Source organism: Brevundimonas sp. 1080 (assembly GCF_040545985.1).
Taxonomy (GTDB): Bacteria; Pseudomonadota; Alphaproteobacteria; order Caulobacterales; family Caulobacteraceae; genus Brevundimonas.
The window spans coordinates 300,525-318,335 of the sequence record NZ_JBEPMW010000002.1 but is presented as its reverse complement, the minus strand read 5'-3'; the positions used below and the strand labels follow the sequence as shown (position 1 = coordinate 318,335).

The window sequence follows — 17,811 nt, the reverse complement described above, 5'->3', positions numbered from 1 at the left end:
ATCCAGGGATCATGTGGGGATTGTGTTCGTTCAGCCAAGAGGACGTATAGGACCTCCGCCATGGCGCCTTCAAAACTCGCGGCTTATCAGCGAATGCGCGACTTTTCTCAGACGACCGAACCCTTGGGCGAGGCCGCCCGGGTTCTGCCCTCAAAGGCCCTGCGGTTCGTGGTCCAAAAGCACGCGGCCAGTCATCTGCATTTTGACCTGCGTCTCGAGTATGACGGGACCTTCCGCTCCTGGGCTGTGCCTAAAGGACCGTCGCTCGACCCGAAGAACCGTCGTCTGGCCATGGAAGTTGAAGACCATCCGCTCGAGTACGGCGATTTCGAAGGGACCATCCCTCAGGGCCAGTACGGGGGCGGCACCGTCATGGTGTGGGACCGCGGTTACTGGGCGCCCGAAAAAGGGTTCGAGAATATCGGCGCGGCCTTGGCCAAGGGCGAACTCAAGTTCGTCATGGAGGGCGACCGGCTGCACGGATCGTGGGTTCTGGTTCGGTTCAAAGCGGACAAGGTCTCGAAGTCCAAGCCGGGGTGGATGCTGATCAAACATCGGGACGAAGGGGCGGTGGAAGGCGATGTCGGCGGCCCGAGCGACGCCGACCGGTCAGTCGCGTCAAAGCGCACGATGACCGAGATCGCCGAGGGCAAGCGCCGGAAAGTGAGCCCCTTCATGACGACGATCGGGCCCGACGCCGCCGCCGTCTGGCAGAGCAGCCGCGAGCGGGACAGCGCCGCTCCGAGGACATCAACGAAAGGGACGACGTCCTCCGCCAAGGAAAAAGCGTTGCGAACAAGCGCTAAGGCCCCATCCGTTTCGGCCCTGCCGACCTTTGTTGAGCCGCAACTGACCAAGTCCTCCGAGAAGCCGCCCAGGGGCGAGACCTGGGCTCACGAGATCAAGTTCGACGGCTATCGGATGCAGCTCCGCACCGCCGGCGGCAAAGCGACCCTACTGACCCGCAAAGGGCTCGACTGGTCGGCCAAATTCCCCGAGATCGTCGCTGCCGGAACGACCCTCAAGGACGGGATATACGACGGAGAAGTCGTCGCCCTGAATGCTACCGGGGCTCCGGATTTCGCAGCGCTGCAGACGGCCATTTCCGAGGCGAGGACGAAGGACTTAGTCTTCTTCGTCTTCGACCTGCTGTTCGAAAAACGGCAGGACCTGCGGTCTCTGCCGCTTTCTGCGCGCAAGGCCCGGCTTGAGGAAGCTCTCAGCGATGCGCCCGCCAATCTTCGCTACGTCGATCATTTCGTAACGGCCGGCGACGCGGTGCTCCTGTCAGCCTGCCGCATGGACTTGGAAGGCATTGTATCAAAACGCTTGGACGCCCCGTACCGCTCAGGGCGCAGCGACACCTGGACCAAGTCCAAATGCCGTCAGGGCCACGAGGTGGTCATCGCAGGCTGGACCACGACAGGCGACGCTTTCCGGTCTCTCATCGCAGGCGTGTACCGGGACGGCACCCTGATGCACGTCGGTCGGATCGGGACCGGGTTTGGGCGGGAGAAAGTCGCCCGCATCATGCCTAAGCTTCAGGCGCTTGAAACTGGGAAGAGCCCGTTCACCGGGCAAGGTGCTCCGAAAAGGGCCGCGGGCGTCCATTGGGTGAAACCCGAACTGGTCGCGGAGATCGAATACGCGGGCTTCACCGGCGAGGGCGCGATCCGGCAGGCGGCGTTCAAAGGTCTGCGGGAAGACAAGCCGGCGGCGGAAGTCGAGGCCGAGGTCCCGGCCATCCCCCCCGCAGCCGAGCGACCCGAAACCCTTCTCGCCGAGGCCGAACCCAACGGCGCGGTCCAGACCCGCACCGTGCGGCCCAAAGGGTCATCCGTGGTCATGGGGATCACCATATCCCATGCCGACAAGCCGCTATGGCCAGACGCTGCCGACGATCGCCCGGTGACCAAGATGGATCTCGCCCAATACTATGAGGCGATCGGCGAGTGGATGCTGGGTCATGTGAAGGGTCGCCCCTGTTCGATGATCCGCATGCCCGACGGGATCCATGGAGATCAGAGATTCTTTCAACGCCATTCCGGCAAGGGCCAGTCGTCTGTGATTTCGGAGGTCACGGTCTGGGGCGATCGTAAGCCCTACCTTCAGTTCGATCGGGTGGAGGCTTTGGTCGCCGCGGGCCAGACCGGAGCGCTAGAGCTTCATCCGTGGAACAGTGAGCCCTTCGCCCCCGAACAGCCAGGACGACTCGTCTTCGACCTTGACCCGGCGCCAGACGTTTCCTTTGAGGAAGTCATTCGCAGTGCCAAGGAGGTCCGCGATCGCTTGACAAATCTCGGTCTCGTCAGCTTCTGCAAGACGACCGGCGGCAAGGGTCTACATGTCGTTACGCCGGTAAAAGCCAAGGGAATCGACTGGCCGACAGCCAAAGCCTTCGCGCGAGACGTCTGCAAAGCCATGGCCCGCGATGATCCTCGCCGGTTCCTGATCACCATGGCCAAAAAGGACCGCGCAGGCCGGATTTTCCTCGACTATCTCCGGAATGACCGCATGGCCACCGCCGTGGCCCCGCTTTCGCCCCGCGGCCGCCCAGGGGCACCTGTCTCCATGCCGCTTAGTTGGTCCCAAGTGAAAAAAGGGCTGGATCCGATGAAATATACGGTGCGTACCGTACCCCGCGTGGTTCGAAATCTCACCGCCTGGGACGACTATTGCGAGGGAGAGCGGGCGCTCGGCGCCGCGATAAAACGGCTCGGTAAAGTGTGACGAACCGGCGGGCGTCGCTATTATCTGCGCGGAGGCATGCTGAGCGTCGTCTGCCAGAACGGACTCGCGCGAGGAAATCCCAGCGCCAAAAGGCCGACCCACCGGGACTCATGCAGGAGAGCGTAATAATAAGAAGGCCCGACGTCGATGACGCCGGGCCCTGATCTATCCGCCCATATCAACGATAGCGGGCGCGTTCTTCCACGATTTGCTCGTGAGTATAGGGTTTGGCTTCCGCGTCAAATCCGGACCACCCCGATTGTCTGTAAGCCTCGCCCCGGGTGACGGCGTCGTAACCGCGGCTGTCGTCCAAGATAGACTGCAGGCGTTCGCGTTCGTCGCCGTCGGCCTTGACGCTGACTAGCGTTCCGCCGCGACGGACGCCTTCGGAATAGACGTTCGCCTCTTCGTCGCTGTGTCCCGCCTCTTTCAATGCGCCGAGCAGGCCGCCCGTTGCGCCCCCCGCTGCGGCGCCGACCGCCGCGCCGACCGCCGTCGAGGCCAGCCATCCAGCGGCGACCACTGGGCCAAGGCCCGGGATGGCCAGCATACCGAGACCGGCGAGGACGCCTGCGCCGGCACCGAGCAATCCGCCCGTCGCCGCGCCCTTGCCGGCGCCGTCCGCGACATCGTTCTCGCCGTCGCCGTTACGGTCGCCGAGGGGGCCGGCTTTGTGGTCGCCGGATGCGGCGTGCCAATTGTCGGCGTTGTTGGAAACAATGCTGATCTTGTCGTGATCGACGCCCGATGCTTCAAGTTTCGAAACGGCGTCAAGGGCTTCAGTGTGGCTGTCGAACAGACGAGTGACGGTCGCCATGGTTGGCTCCTTGAAATGTTGGAAAGAAGGTGAAGTTCAGCGGGCGATCAGTTGGGCGTCACGACGCCCTTATAGTCGACCGAGACCGTAGTGGGTTCGCCGCCGCTACGAGCGGCCTGGCCCTTCCAGATCCCCTGATCATCCTGGGTCAAAGGACCAGAGACGACATAGCCCTGTTTCTCGATGGCCGCCTTGGCCTGGCCTTCGGTGAAGGAATTGGCGCCGGGCGTCAGAGCAGCCCTTTCAGAGGTTTCTTGCGTATCGACTGCGGGGTTCATCGGCGCTTCGGCGGTAGAGACGGCCGGGCCTTCTACGGGGGCTTCATTTCGGTCGTTGTTTCCGCAGGCTGTCAACAAGACAGCGGTTGCTGAGACGGCGAGAGCGGCTTTCATCATGGTGCATTCCTTTCAGGTCGCCCACCAAAAGCCGCCGCCGAGCGCGTTCGTTCCTACAGCTCCGGTTGAAGGACGTGGGATTTTCGCGCCGCCCCCGCGATTTTGGGGGGGCTGATGAACCGATACCGTGTGACACGTAGAGTGCAGCCGCGGTGTCGGATCAAGCGACGACGCCGACAAGCGGGCGACTGAGAGAGGGCGAGCCGGCTCGGGCGAACCGCCACGGCGTCTCAACGCCCTGTCGGATGCCGATGCGAGGGCCTGCAACGACCGGCTCAGGCTCCCTAAGCTCAATCGCAAAAGGCGCGGCGGGCATCGGCCGATGGTTGAGGTCTCCCGTTACGCCGAGCGCCTGACACAAGCGGCCAGGACCAGCGCAAAGATCACGTGTCCGGACCTTCCCCCGACGTTCGCCCATGACTTCCGCGTTCCAAACGGGTTCAAGAGCTCGGATGAGAACGGCGCTGCCCGGTGTGGCGGCGTCACAGACGATGTTGAGACACCAATGTCGGCCGTAGATTCGATAAACGTAGGCGCGGCCGATCGGTCCGAACATCGGAGCGTTGCGCGGCGTCAAGCCTCGAAAGCTGTGTGAGGCGGGATCGTGCGCGGCGTAGGCTTCGGTCTCCACAATGATCCCGCCGACGCCGTCGACCAGCAAGCCCGCCCCGATAAGCCTGGCGGCGACCTCTGGCGCCGGACGCGCCCACAACGTCGCGAGGGCGGAGTTCATGGTCAGACGGAGGCTTCGGAAATCGCGCCCAGCCGAGCGAGGATGAATGGGAGCCGGTCCGGCAACTCTCGCGCCAGGAACCCTAGCGGAGCGCCGGCGGCGGCGAGGTCCGCCCCGGCCGAAGCGTGAACGAGGACGCCCCAAAGGGCCGCGTCTACGGGAGGCGCGCCCCGCGCGAGGAAGCCTCCGATCGCGCCGGCCAGGACATCGCCTGAGCCCGAGGTGCCGAGGCCGACGACGCCTCCGTCATGACGCCAAGCCGTGCCGTCGGGGGACACCACGAAAGTTGTCGCGCCTTTCATGACGACCACGGACTGGAACATCGTTGCAGCCTCCCGGGCCGCCCCAAGCGGGTCGGCGCGAATGACGTTCTTGTCTCGATTAAGGATCGCGGCCATCTCTCCGGCGTGAGGCGTCAGGACGGTTCGACCCCCTGCTACGCCGGCGAAGGCGCTGGCTTCGTTCGAAAGCGGCAGGGCCCCCGCGTCGATCACCGCCGTCACACCGGTGGCGGCATGCAACACTCTGGACGCCAGACGCCGCTGCGCCCGCCCGGTTTCCATGCCCGGTCCGAGCACGAGGGCTGACGAGGCAGCGGCGTGGTCAACGAGAGGAGAGGCGGTCATCGCGGGCGCGATGACGATGCGAGCCTCCGGCACGGCCACGGCGACCGCCGCCGCCGAGGCCCGATCGGCCCGAATCTGCAGCTTGCCGGCGCCTACTTTCAGCGCGGCGACCCCCGCGAGGATCGCCGCGCCCGCCATCACGGCCTCTCCGCCGACGATGAGCACGATGCCGCGGTCCTCCTTGTCGCCGTCGGTGGCAAGCCGGGGCAGGGGGTGGCGGGACAGGGCGGCGGCGTCGAGGCGGGTCGTCATCGTGCAGCGACCTTAGCGTCCGGGGCGGAGGTCACCGGCGCCCCTTGGACTTCCAACGGAGCGACGAAGTTGTAGAGGTCGAGCGTGAGGCCGCCCTCCCCGTTACGGACGTAGGTCGTCACCCCGCAGTTGGCGACATCGCCCTCAGCGTCTATCGCGAGGATCTCGGTTTCGGTCAGACCCTCCAGCAGATAACGGAGGCAGAGGACCACGACTTGATGACCGACGATTAGGACGCGTTGGTCTCGATGATGCAGACTGAGAGTGTCCAGGGCCGCCCGCAGGCGGAGAATGACATCGCACCAACTTTCTCCCCCCGGCGGCCGGTGGTAGAACTTCCCCAAACGGCGGCGCGCTTCGGCCTGTTCCGGATGCCGAGCTTCAATGCCCTGCGTCGTCAACCGATCGAGGATTCCGAACTCCCGTTCGCGCAGTCGTTCATCGACACAGAAGCCAAGGTCGGTCTTGCCCAAACCGCCGGCCTCGACGATTGCGGTCGCGGTCTGCCGGGCCCGCAGATAGGTCGAGGTGAGAACGACCGTAGGGCGCTCATCGTCGGGCAGGGTCGTGAACCATTGACCCAAAGCCTTGGATTGCGCGTGCCCCAGATCGCTCAGCGGCACATCGACGTCTCTGATGTCGAGATCGATCTCTCCAAGCCCGGCCGCGTGGGCCCGATCGCGAGCGACGTTGCCGGCGCTTTGTCCATGGCGGACAAGCCACAGATGGGAAGGCCAAGGAGAGGTCACGGCGGGGGCGCCGGATCTGTTGAGACGCGGTTTTTCTGAAGGAGGGTCATAACGTTCCGAAACAGGGTTATCGCCGTACGATCGTCCATGGTCTCAATGTCCTCACGCCCGATCATCGCGTCCACGCATCGGAGCACCTCCCCGCAATCTGGGGGCGTGAAGTCGGTCTCCTCGGTCGCCCAACCTGCGATGGCGGCGATCGTTTGAAGCGCTTCCTGGATGGAGGTTTGGGCACCATCCAGAAGTGCAACAGCAGCGATCTCGCGGACTTCTCTCAAGGCGCGCCGGCAGGCGATGGCATCTTGCTTAGTCATAAGGGTTCAACACGCCAGTTTGTCTCGGGTTCAGCAGGGATGCAGGAACGTCGTTGGCGACCGCGACGAGCAGGCGATCGATCAGGTCAGAGCAGCGTATTGCTGTCCGGCTATGCTTGGCGGGTCTGCAAGGATTGCTGTGGACGTGGACGGCTTCGGTTCTGGCGATATCCAGACTTAGCCACGGCGGCTCTCGTCGCAGGCCCACGCCGTACGCCTCAGCGTGATCGACCTGCGTATTCGCACGGGCCTCGCAAACTGAGCAGACACCCTCACTACATCTCAACGGAGCCCGTGCCCGCCCTTCGTCTCCAAAGTTTCTGCGACACGCTCCGCTTAGGCGTTTGGCCCTGGCTCGGCCGCTTCCGAAACCATCCGCACGTTTGCCCTCATGGTCACGGGTCGCTTTTCTCGGAACCCTCATGGTCCTCGGCCAACCAATCACGGAGCGACTTGGCGCTGCGGAACCCTAGAGCTCGCGGCTGCCTCTTGGTCGTCGCAACAGTGTGCCGCCTTGCCTTCCTTCGCAAGGCGGCTCCGCTGAGCGCCCGCAACGGGTCGCTTTTGTGCCATGCGCTCCGGCCAGAAAAGCGGACATCGGCTTTCGATTTAGAAATGCGGAGGATCCGAACCTGAGATATCGGGGGGAGGACTCGACATTTGCCACGCTAGACGGGGGTCCAGCATTTCGCGACATGGCGTCGAAGAGGAACCAACTCGTCCGTGATCCCGTTGGCCTATCGGGGAATAGGGGTAAATGCATTGACTACCGTAAAGGGCAACTCCGACAGCCGATACCGCTTGCTGATTGAGTCAATCACGGATTATGCGATCTACATGCTCGACCCGGGCGGCCACGTGACAAGCTGGAATCCAGGTGCAGAACGCTTCAAAGGGTATGCAACCGATGAGGTTCTTGGAACACATTTCTCTCAATTCTACACCCCTGATGATCGCAGACTTGGCCGACCCGAACATGCACTAGCCGTGGCAGCCGAAGCGGGTCGGTTCGAAGCCGAAGGTTGGCGACTTCGCAAGGATGGAGAACGCTTCTGGGCTCATGTCATCATTGACCCCATCAGGCGAGATGGAGAGCTAATCGGCTTTGCGAAGATTACCCGAGATCTGACGGAACGCCGCGAGGCGGAACGGGCATTGCGGCAAAGCGAGGAACAGTTCCGCATTCTCGTAGAGGGCGTGACCGACTACGCCATCTACATGCTCGATCCGGACGGCACGGTGATCAGCTGGAATGCTGGCGCTCAACGCATCAAGGGCTACGCGCCTGAAGAGATTATCGGCAACCACTTCTCTCGCTTCTATACGGATGAAGAGGCGGCGGCGGGCGCCCCCGCAACGGCTCTTCGTGTGGCTCGCGAGACGGGGCGCTTTGAAATGGAAGGTTGGCGGCTTCGCAAGAATGGGACGCGGTTCTGGGCTCACGTCATTATTCACCCCATTACCGGTGACGACGGACATATAATAGGCTTCGCCAAAATCACCCGGGACATCACTGAGCGAGCGGAGGCCCAGCGTGAGTTGGAGGCGACGCGCGAAGCGCTTTATCAGTCGCAAAAACTTGAGGCCATCGGCCAACTAACGGGTGGGGTGGCGCACGACTTCAACAACCTTCTCGCGGCCATCACTGGGAGCCTTGATCTCCTACGCAAGCGACTGCCCTATGACCCTCGCACAACGCCTTTGTTGGAGAACGCCATTCAGGGCGCGGAGCGCGGCGCCATCTTGACGCAAAGGATGCTTGCGTTCGCTCGCAAGCAGGATCTGAAGCTTGAACCGGTGGACGTTCCCCTGCTGGTGAAAGGCATGGGCGAATTCATTAGGCGCTCTATTGGTCCAAACATCGACGTGCGGATGCGTTTTGCCGACGTGGCGCTCCAAGCGCAGACTGATCCGCACCAGCTCGAAACGGCTTTGCTCAACCTCGTCGTCAATGCCCGCGACGCGCTTCCATCGGGCGGGAAGATCACGATCGCTGCCGACCAGGTGACGGTGGAGAAGGACGAAGGTCAGCGCCGCGCGGGTCGTTTCGTCAGACTTCGCGTAAGCGACAATGGAACGGGAATGCCCCCTGAAACAGCCGCCAAGGCGATTGAGCCCTTCTTCACCACGAAGGGCGTGGGCAAGGGAACGGGGCTCGGCCTCTCGATGGTTCAAGGGCTCGCCGGCCAGTCCGGCGGGTGGCTCGAGATCGAAACTGAAGTAGGGCAGGGCACCAGCATCGAGTTGTGGCTGCCGGTCGCCAGTGGAGATGTAGCCAGGATCGAAAATATAGACGCCTCCTTTGAGGGTAACGGTGAGCGCCTTCTTGTCCTTGCTGTCGATGACGACCCCCTCGTTCTGACCAATACGGTCGCGATGTTGGATGAGCTTGGACACGACGTCCTAGTGGCGAACTCGGGCGATGAGGCGCTTGTTATCTTCGAGCGCCACCCCGACATCGACCTCGTGCTGACGGACGAAGTAATGCCCGGGCTTTCCGGCAGCCGACTCGCTGAACAGGTCAAAGAATTGCGACCCGCAACCAGCGTGGCGGTGGCGTCAGGCTACTCTAATGTCGGTCCATCGCCAGTATTAGGCCGAGCCGCGTTACCGCGTTTGGCAAAGCCATTCACACTTGCTCAGCTTGCGAGCTTCATCGACGACCTGCCGACACAAGCGCTCGGGGTCGATGGGCGAGGAACTGTCCGCGACAGGGGAAAAGCTTGATCGAGCGCCTCATATACCGCAGCCACGCCGAGGGCTTGCCGCCCGAGATCGCGCTCGCGAAGATCTTCCATGTGTCGGTTCGAAAAAATACGCGCCTGAAGATCACGGGCGCCCTTGGCTTCTCTGGCTCCAGCTACATCCAGCTTTTGGAGGGGCCTCCGCCGGCTATTGATGGACTGCTCCGGACAATCCAGGCTGACACACGTCATTCCCAGTTGAAGGTTCTATTAAGGGCAAGCGCGGAGGGCCGTTTGGTGCCGCGATGGTCCATGGCAAGCATAGATCTTGCGCGTGCCACACCGAAGGTTGAAACGCTTCTCCAGGCCGATGATGGACTTGGTCTCACCGCCCTGTTCGCAACACTGGTCCACGAAGGCGTTGCCATCTAACCGCGACAGCGGTCTTGGAACAGCTTGGCGAACCCGAGACCCTCGATCCGACATAGGCCGCGACCGACAATCCGCAAGCGCTTTGTCTCAATGGGTGCAAAGCGTCGACAGCCGCCGAGCTTCGCCGCCGCAAGCTGGTGTTGACTGTAGACCGTCGGGAGACTGTTTAGCGGTCCCGACAAGGGCGGCCATTGCGTGTGAATGCTATGCTTCTCAAAGGCAGGGAAAACTCGATATGCAAATGCGCAGCTGTTTGGCTGATCGCCGGATGATAACCTCCGCGCTCGTACGGGGAATGGGTGCAGATCTGCGCCAAAGGAAAAGAGGGCCTTAGCCAGACACTCAGGTCCGGGGCCGTGGTGGGTGACTCGGTTTCGAACTCTTTGACTGCAAATTTGAACATCGGCGGGGCCCTTTCTCCATGATGGATATGGAAATAGCGTCGCCAACGGGAAACGGGGGACGGTAGGACCAGGCTCAGCTCAGCCGAACAGTGTTGAGTAGGAATACTCATGGTTGCCAGTCGGGCGCAACAGTGAAGCCGAGGTCGTCAAGATCTGAGGTCAGGGAGAAGGCGTGTGAAGTCGTTTATCGGGTATGACGTCGAGTTCAAGTTCCTCAAAAGCCCGAGAAGTCGAAACGCCAAACTTTCATGCGAGGCGTTTCATATCCTACGCGAGCCCGCGGCTCGCTATCAGGTCATCAACGTCGATCATTCGCTAGTTTACTCTGGTGATTGGTCGACCTGACCGTTGTCGGCCTTAAGTAAGCTTACAATCCGCCAGCAACCAAAGGTCATTAACCTGAAATGCGAGGCGCGCTACTCGATACCGCGACAGAATGAAAATATCATGCTGAAATCTGATCAGCGACGGCCGATGTTGCGCCGGCCAGAATTCAAGACGAGGTCACAGCGGAAGGATCACTGCCCGTTCGTAGCCTGCATGGCCGTCAGTCGTCGGCAAAAGCACAAACTCGGTGGTTGGGCGGTTGAGAAGATCGCGAACGAGTGCGGTAAATTCCTCCGCATGCTTCTCGTCACGGACAAGAACGAAGCCGCCGTCACCGGTCGGCTCTACGGTGTAGGCGGTTGAACCCGCCTTAAGGCGATCCAATAAGCTTCCCATAGGGAAAGTATTCAACTCCGTTGAGCCCAAAAGTCCAGCCTTAGATTACACCGCCGATTGTGCGACCGCACCGAAAGGGGAACGCAGCGACCAAACTTGGTGGAGTTTTGGGGGGAATGGAGCGACGTCCAGGCCGGAATCGCCATATGCATGACCCATGTCTCGCAACAGCAGCTCCCCAGTCGATATCCAAATCGGCAAAACAATGCGCGACCGCCGCCTAGCTATTGGCCTCACTCAGGCAGAGCTTGGAGCGGCCATCGGCGTCACGTTTCAACAGGTTCAGAAATATGAGCGAGGAGCAAATCGTGTCGCTGCTTCCAAGCTCTTACAGGTCGCCACTGCTCTAGATTGCAGCGTATCCGACCTTTACGACGATCCCGATCCAGCCGGCCACTCACCATCTGAACGCGCCATGTTGAGACTGTGGTCGCAGTTGAAGGTGCCGGAGCGAGATGCCGTAATAGCTATGCTTCGACAATTCGTGGCACGGTAAGAAATACCGGCAGCGCTCTTCTCCGCCGAGACGGCCACCCTTTGGCGCAGCGTGAGCGACAACTTGAGCCATGTCGTTGAGTAAATGATTAAAGCCGCCTTCTGTTCTTAATCCGACATTGGGAACGGGGGGGGCAGGGCGACATTTGGCCTGTGGCGCAACGACCGCGCTGTCAGGACGTTTCATGCCTTTAATCCCACTCATGCGAGCGTTGTTTTCGCTCCTTGGAGCCTTTGTCCTTGCGCTTGTCGCCTACCTCATCTGGACGTGGTGGCGAGGTGAAGTTCAATTCGACCACTCGGGCGTCCCTTTGCACGTGCGCGAGAACTGGCGTTTGTGGCTTGCCGTAGGCTTGGGTTCCTGGAGTCTGGCCGGACGCCCATTGGTTCTACTTTTCTTCGCGAGAGCCGACAGCGAGCCCACGCGACCGCACCGGGGCGAAGGCGTGTTGACGAGCAGTTCAACAGGCGCGTCGCTCTATGTCGAAAGCGAGGGCGGCGCGGACGGGCCGGTTATCATCGTTACCCACGGCTGGGGGCTCGACAGCACGATCTGGCATTATCTGATACGTCGGCTCCGCGCCGAACGCGATCTGATTCCTCATCGCCTCGTGACTTGGGATTTGCCGGGCCTCGGCAAATCCAAGCAGCCGCCGGCCGGCGACATCGCCGTTGCGAACTTCGCAGCCGACTTGGCGCATCTGATCAAAGCGGAGGCGCCTCGCCCCGCTATCCTGATCGGGCACAGTATCGGCGGGATGACGATCCAAACCCTTGTCCGCGATTATCCCGCGCTTGTCCAAACGCGTGTAGCCGGTGTCGTGCTGCTGAACACGACCTATACGAACCCCTTGCGCACCATGGTGTTCGCCCCATTGATGATGGCGCTACGCCGCCCCCTCATTGAGCCGGTGTTCAAGTTAACGGTGCTGTTCGCGCCCTTGGCTTGGCTCAGCGCTTGGCAGTCCTACCTCAACGGAACTGCGCATCTAGCCAACCGTCTACAGTTCGGCCGGAGTGTGACACGTAGTCAGCTTGAGCATACGACGCTGCTTGGGACGCGAAACTCGCAGGCGGTTCTCGCCAAGGGCAATCTGGCAATGTTTGACTGGGATGCTTCCGGCTCCACTGCGGCCATTACGTGTCCCATTCTGGTCCTAGGTGGAGAGCTGGACCTGGTGACCAAGATTGAGGCCAGCGAGACCCTCGTAGATCCATCGTCAACAGGATCCCTAGCCAGAGTCGGCGGCGTCAATCACATGGGCTTTCTCGAGCGGGAACACTATTACAACGGCTTGATCCGAAGTTTCATAGCGGAGATTGCTGACGATCACCGATTAGCTGTGGCCGATGGCGACGCGCCAAGTTTCACGGGTCCTGATTCCTAGATACACCCTTTCTACGGTTCGCGACGGCCGTACGATCAATCAGGAGATCCTGCGAGCCATCAATGATGACCAGGCGTGCGGACAGGCTCAGCTACGATTGATGCGTTTGGTTCCCGGTGACGTCCTGGTCCTCACTTTCACGGGCGTGGAGTGCGGACGGTGGGAGGCAAGATCCAGCGGCTTATGAAGCCCCGACCGCCTTTGGTGCGTGAGGACGATGCTTTCCGACCTCCGCTGTCCAAACGGTTGGCGCCTCAAGACCCACGAGTGCCCCATATTATGGGTCGATTTGCGCAGAACGAGAGATGCTGGAGCGACGGGATCCGATAGTCCCGCGCCAAGTATGCGGTTCGCAAGGTTGCCGACGGTACAAGATAGACTTGGCCAAGATAAAAAACAGCATTTGCGTGTGCAAAATTTGCACACAAAGTGATATAAATATTTGAAAGATATTAAGAACCTGCCCGATCCATCATCGGGGCGATGGAGAGCGTGCGCGCTTGATTTATCGATCTGGTGGAAGGCATCAAACAGTGACGGGTGACATGGGCGCTCGATCAGGGAGAGGCGCTATATAGGCGAGACCTTCCTCAAACGCGATAATGCGCAGCCTGCGTGAGCTTTGGTGGCTATCGGCGTCACGCAGGCCTTGCTCAATCGGGGCGGATCAGTCGGGAACCGCATCCGCTTTGCGACATGCCGCGAGCACCGGCAGGACGATCAGGGTGAGGACTGTCGCGGTGGTCAGGCCGCCGATGACGACTGTGGCCAGGGGTTTTTGCACCTCGGCGCCGGCGCCTGAGGCGAACGCCATGGGCACGAAGCCGAGGACAGCGACGAGGGCCGTGGTCAGGACGGCGCGCAGGCGGCTGACGGCGCCGTAGAGCGCCGCCGTGGCCGGCGGGTCGCCCTCGGTCAGGCGTTGGCGGATAGCCTGCATCAGCACCAGGCCGTTCAGCGTCGCCACGCCCGAGACGGCGATGAAGCCGACGGCCGCGCTGATCGACAGCGGCATCCCGCGCAGCGCCAGCGCCAAGGCGCCGCCCACCAGGGCCAGCGGCACGCCTGCGAACACCAGGGCCGCGTCCTTCCATGATCGCAAGGCCATCACCAGTAGCAGGCCGATGGTCAGGAAGACGATCGGCACGATCAGCGCCAGACGGGCCGACGCGCGTTGCAGGTTCTCGAACTGACCGCCCCAGTCGATCCAGCCGGATGGGGGCGGCTGGACCTGTTCGGCGACCTTGCCTTGCGCCTCCGCGACGAAGCCGCCCAGGTCGCGTCCGCGGACATTGGCCTGGACGATCATTCGGCGCTTGCCGTCGGCGCGGCTGATCTGGTTCGGTCCTTCGCCGACGTCGAAACGTGCGACAGAAGACAGAGGCACGGTCGGCGCCCTGGACTGGGCGTTCTCGGGCATGACCGGCAACTGCTCCATGACCGCCGGATCGGCGCGCAGGGCGTCGTCCAGCCGCACGACCACATCGAAGCGCCGGTCGCCCTCGTTGACCTGACCGGCCGAACGGCCGGCGAAAGCGATGGCCAGGGCGTCCGCCGCGTCAGAGGCATGGATCCCCTGCGCCGCCGCCACCGTGCGATCCACGCTGGCGGTGATGGTCGGTTGGCCCGAAACCTGCTCGACCCGCACGTCCGCCGCGCCCTGGATGCCGTTCAGGACGCCCGCGACCTGCTGGGCCGTGCGCTCCATCGCGGCGAAGTCGTCGCCATAGACCATGACCGCCACGTCCGAACGCACACCCGCGATCAGTTCGTTGAACCGCATCTCGATGGGCTGGGTGAACTCGTAATTGTTGCCCAGCAGGGTGGAGAGCCGCGTCTCCATATCCGCCACCAGATCGACTTTCGGCAGTCGCGGATCGGGCCAGTCTTTGCGATCTTTCAGGATAACGAAGGTGTCCGAGATCGATGGCGGCATGGGGTCAGATGCGACTTCTGCTGTGCCGGTGCGGGTGAAGACCCGATCGACCTGGGGCATAGCCTTCAGCGCGCGCTCGACCTGAAACTGCATCGCCTGGCTCTGTTCCAGCGAGGTCGAGGGCACGCGCAGCGCCTGGACCAGCACATCGCCCTCATCCAGTTGCGGCACGAACTCGCGCCCCAATGTCAGGAAGGCGAGGACGCCGGCCAGCAAGGCGACACCCGCGCCGGCCAGGACGCGCCGTGGTCGGGCGATGGCGTGTGCAAGAAGCGGCTGGTAATGCGCCTTGGCCGCGCGGGTCAGCCGCGTCTCCTCATGATCCGCCCTGGGCTCGCGCACCAACAGGGCGGCCATGGCGGGCACGAAGGTGAAGCTGAGGATGAAGGCGGCGGCGAGCGCCAGCATGACGGTGGCGGCCATCGGGCCGAACATCTTGCCTTCCACCCCTTCGAACATCAGCAAGGGCGCATAGACCAGCAGGATAATCGCCTGGCCGAAGGCCGCCGGCCGGGCCATTTCGCGCGCTGAGGCGGCGGCGACCGACAGCCGTTCGGCGGTCTTCAGAGGCCGACCCGTCTCCGTCCGCTTCAGGCTCAGGCGGCGCAGGGTGTTCTCGATCACCACCACGGCGCCGTCGACGATCAGGCCGAAATCCAGCGCGCCCAGGCTGAGCAGATTGGCGCTGATCCCGAAACGGTTCATCGCCGAGGCGGCGAACAGGAAGCTCAGCGGAATCACCAGGGCGGTGATGATCGCCGCCCGAACGTTGCCCAGGGCGAAGAACAGCACGGCGACGACCAGCAGGGCGCCGAGCAACAGATTGTGCTCCACCGTGCGGATGGTCGCCTCGACCAGTTCGGTACGGTCCAGTTCGGGCTTGAGGACAACGCCGGGCGGCAGGCTGGGCGCAATGGCCTTCAGCCGTTCGCCGACGCGGTGCGCCACCTCTCGCGAGTTCTCCCCCTGAAGCATCAGGGCCGTGCCGACCACCGTCTCGCGGCCGTCGGCGCTGGCGGATCCCAAACGGGGCGCGCGGCCGATCTCGACCGTGGCCACGTCGGACACTCGGATCACCTGGCCGCCCCGGTTCAGGATCGGCGTCTGGGCGAGGTCGTTCAGGCTCTTCAGCCGAGCGTCGGCGCGTACGATATAGGCCTCGCCCGCACGATTGACGTATCCGGCCCCGGCGATGCGGTTGGCGTGCTCCAGCGCCTCGACCAGTTGCACCAGGCCGACGCCATAGGCGGCCAGTCGGCTGGGATCGGGATGGACGGCATATTCCTTCACATAGCCGCCCAGCACATCGACGCCGGCGACGCCGGGCACGGTCTTCAGCTGGGGCGCGACCAGCCAGTCCTGAACCGTGCGCAGATAGGTGGCCTTTTCCTGGTCGGTGACGAGGCGTTCGCCCTCGGGCGTGACATAGACCGCGCCCGTTCGCGCCGCAGGGCCGGTCAGTTTCAGCGTCCAGATGTAGACTTCGCCCAGGCCGGTCACGACCGGACCCATCGAGGGAGAAAGCCCCTCTGGCAAATCCTCACGCGCGGCCTGCAGTCGTTCGTTGACCAGATTGCGGGCGAAATAGATGTCGGTCGCGTCAGTGAAGACGGCGGTGATCTGCGAGAAGCCATGGCGCGACAGGGAGCGGGTCTCGGTCAGGCCCGGCAGCCCCGCCAGCGCCGTCTCCAGCGGGAAGGTGACCTGGCGTTCGACCTCTTCGGGTCCTAGCGCCGGCGCCACCGTCGTGATTTGCACCTGGCGATTGGTGATGTCGGGCACGGCGTCGATGGGCAGATGCAGCAGTTCGCGCCCGCCCAGTATGGCCAAGACGACGGCCAGTCCCACGACCAGCCAGCGGAAACGCACGGAGGCGTCGATGATCCGGTTCAGCATGATCAATGTCCGTGCTCGGCTTCGCCCTTGGCCAGTTCGGCCTTGAGCAGGAAGGCGCCGACGCCCGCGATACGCTCGGTCCCGGTCAGGCCGGACACGATCTCGATCCGGCCGTCCGAGGTTCGTCCGGTTACGACCGGGCGTGCACGGAACCCGCCGTCCTCCTGAACGAAGACGGACGGCGCGCCCTCTATGGTCTGCACCGCGTCGATCGGCACGACAGGCGTTTCTGAGCCCGCGCCGGCCGAGACGCGGGCGGAGACGACCGATCCCGCCGGGGGCGTCTCGCCAGCAGGACGGGCGCGAACCACGACAACCCCGTTCGCATTGGCCGGGACGATGGCGACGACGACGCCGGACATGACGCGCGATCCGGCGACCGTGCTTTCCAGCCTATCGCCGACCTTCAGGACCGCAGCGGCGGCGGGCGGCGCCTCGAACACCAGTTCGACACGGCCGGGATCGGCGACGGCGGCGACCTGCAAGGCCTCCTCGTGCAGCACCTGACCGGGCGACGCGCTCAGACGGGTGACGACGCCCGCGATGGGGCTGCGCACCACCGTCAGGCCGTCCGCTCCGGGCGCGCCGAATGCGCCGACACGAGCGCGGGCGGCGCGGTGTTGCGCCTCCGCACGACGGGTCTCTGCGGCGGTGACGTCCAGACGCGCCTGCGACACCCAGCCCTGTTCGAACAGGGTGCGATCGCGCTGTTCGGCGGCGCGCGCGACCAGGACCGTCGCGCCCGCCGCGTCGGCGTCCGCCCTTGAGGCGGCGCCGTCCGGACTGCGCACGGTGATCAGCGGCGAACCGGCCGCCACGCGATCGCCCAGGCCGACGTGGACGCGCACCACGGCGCCGCCCAACGGCGCATCGACCGCAGCCTCGGCGCCGGGCGCAAAGGCGACGCGGCCCGGCAGTTTCAGTTCGGCGCCGCCGCCGCGTTGTACGGCGACGACTGACACCCCGACTTGCGCGGCCTCCTGCGGCGTCAGGGCGACGAAGGCCGCTTCGCTGGGTTCGTCTTCGGCGTGGCCTGCCTCGGCGTGTTCGGCCTCAGTTGGCGGTCGGTCCAGAATGCGCGCGGCGCCGAAGCCCGCGCCTAATGCGATGACCACGGCGGTGCCGGTCATCAGCCAGTATGTCTTCGAAATCATGATCGATCCTCGCCCGGCGCACGGCCGGGCCCAGAGTTCAGGACGCGCGACGTCTCCGCCACGCGCAGGGCTCAGGAAGGGCC

At 63.3% G+C, this 17,811-nt stretch carries 14 protein-coding genes; 5 read left to right on the top strand and 9 right to left on the bottom strand.

Annotation, left to right across the window (positions count from 1 at the left end; all coding sequences use genetic code 11):
• The first annotated feature begins 60 nt into the window (after nt 1-60).
• The gene (gene ligD, locus ABIC32_RS06940) at nt 61-2,730 is read left to right on the top strand and encodes a DNA ligase D (protein ID WP_354073390.1); all 2,670 of its coding nucleotides are present in this window, start codon (nt 61-63) and stop codon (nt 2,728-2,730) included.
• Between the two features lie 178 nt (nt 2,731-2,908).
• Here ligD and ABIC32_RS06935 read toward each other — a convergent pair whose 3' ends face one another.
• The 6 genes from ABIC32_RS06935 to ABIC32_RS06910 form a co-directional block, all read right to left on the bottom strand.
• Nucleotides 2,909-3,547, bottom strand: a complete 639-nt coding sequence (locus ABIC32_RS06935; RefSeq protein WP_354073388.1) for a hypothetical protein — start codon at nt 3,545-3,547, stop codon at nt 2,909-2,911.
• 47 nt (nt 3,548-3,594) lie between these two features.
• A complete protein-coding gene (locus tag ABIC32_RS06930; protein ID WP_354073386.1) occupies nt 3,595-3,825 on the bottom strand; it encodes a hypothetical protein in 231 nt (76 codons plus the stop codon).
• A gap of 277 nt (nt 3,826-4,102) precedes the next feature.
• Nucleotides 4,103-4,675, bottom strand: a complete 573-nt coding sequence (locus ABIC32_RS06925) for a DNA-3-methyladenine glycosylase (protein WP_354073384.1) — start codon at nt 4,673-4,675, stop codon at nt 4,103-4,105.
• Between the two features lie 2 nt (nt 4,676-4,677).
• Nucleotides 4,678-5,553, bottom strand: coding sequence for an NAD(P)H-hydrate dehydratase (locus ABIC32_RS06920; RefSeq protein WP_354073382.1), 876 nt, complete (start codon nt 5,551-5,553; stop codon nt 4,678-4,680).
• Complete coding sequence (locus ABIC32_RS06915; protein ID WP_354073380.1) at nt 5,550-6,302, bottom strand: histidine phosphatase family protein; 753 nt, start codon at nt 6,300-6,302, stop codon at nt 5,550-5,552. The genes ABIC32_RS06920 and ABIC32_RS06915 overlap by 4 nt, the downstream gene beginning before the upstream one ends.
• The gene (locus ABIC32_RS06910; RefSeq protein ID WP_354073378.1) at nt 6,299-6,616 is read right to left on the bottom strand and encodes a hypothetical protein; all 318 of its coding nucleotides are present in this window, start codon (nt 6,614-6,616) and stop codon (nt 6,299-6,301) included. Before ABIC32_RS06910 ends, ABIC32_RS06915 begins: the two co-directional genes overlap by 4 nt.
• Before the next feature lie 723 nt (nt 6,617-7,339).
• Here ABIC32_RS06910 and ABIC32_RS06905 point away from each other — a divergent pair.
• Both ABIC32_RS06905 and ABIC32_RS06900 read left to right on the top strand, forming a co-directional pair.
• Nucleotides 7,340-9,343 (top strand): hybrid sensor histidine kinase/response regulator, encoded by a 2,004-nt coding sequence (locus tag ABIC32_RS06905; RefSeq protein WP_354073376.1) that lies wholly within the window; start codon nt 7,340-7,342, stop codon nt 9,341-9,343.
• Nucleotides 9,340-9,732: a BLUF domain-containing protein gene (locus ABIC32_RS06900; RefSeq protein WP_354073374.1), complete on the top strand. Its 393-nt coding sequence runs from the start codon at nt 9,340-9,342 to the stop codon at nt 9,730-9,732. Before ABIC32_RS06905 ends, ABIC32_RS06900 begins: the two co-directional genes overlap by 4 nt.
• 908 nt (nt 9,733-10,640) lie before the next feature.
• On the opposite strand, the gene ABIC32_RS06895 is transcribed toward ABIC32_RS06900, so the two are convergent.
• Nucleotides 10,641-10,874 (bottom strand): hypothetical protein, encoded by a 234-nt coding sequence (locus ABIC32_RS06895; protein WP_354073372.1) that lies wholly within the window; start codon nt 10,872-10,874, stop codon nt 10,641-10,643.
• 142 nt (nt 10,875-11,016) lie between these two features.
• On the opposite strand from ABIC32_RS06895, the gene ABIC32_RS06890 reads away from it, so the two are divergent.
• Entirely contained in the window at nt 11,017-11,355 is a 339-nt protein-coding gene (locus tag ABIC32_RS06890) for a helix-turn-helix domain-containing protein (protein ID WP_354073370.1), read from the top strand.
• Nucleotides 11,356-11,539: 184 nt separating this feature from the next.
• The gene (locus ABIC32_RS06885) at nt 11,540-12,742 is read left to right on the top strand and encodes an alpha/beta fold hydrolase (RefSeq protein WP_354073368.1); all 1,203 of its coding nucleotides are present in this window, start codon (nt 11,540-11,542) and stop codon (nt 12,740-12,742) included.
• A 667-nt stretch (nt 12,743-13,409) separates the two neighbouring features.
• Here the strand turns inward: ABIC32_RS06885 and ABIC32_RS06880 are convergent.
• The gene (locus ABIC32_RS06880; RefSeq protein WP_354073366.1) at nt 13,410-16,574 is read right to left on the bottom strand and encodes an efflux RND transporter permease subunit; all 3,165 of its coding nucleotides are present in this window, start codon (nt 16,572-16,574) and stop codon (nt 13,410-13,412) included.
• Between the two features lie 2 nt (nt 16,575-16,576).
• A complete protein-coding gene (locus ABIC32_RS06875; protein WP_354073364.1) occupies nt 16,577-17,728 on the bottom strand; it encodes an efflux RND transporter periplasmic adaptor subunit in 1,152 nt (383 codons plus the stop codon).
• Nucleotides 17,729-17,811 lie beyond the last annotated feature (83 nt).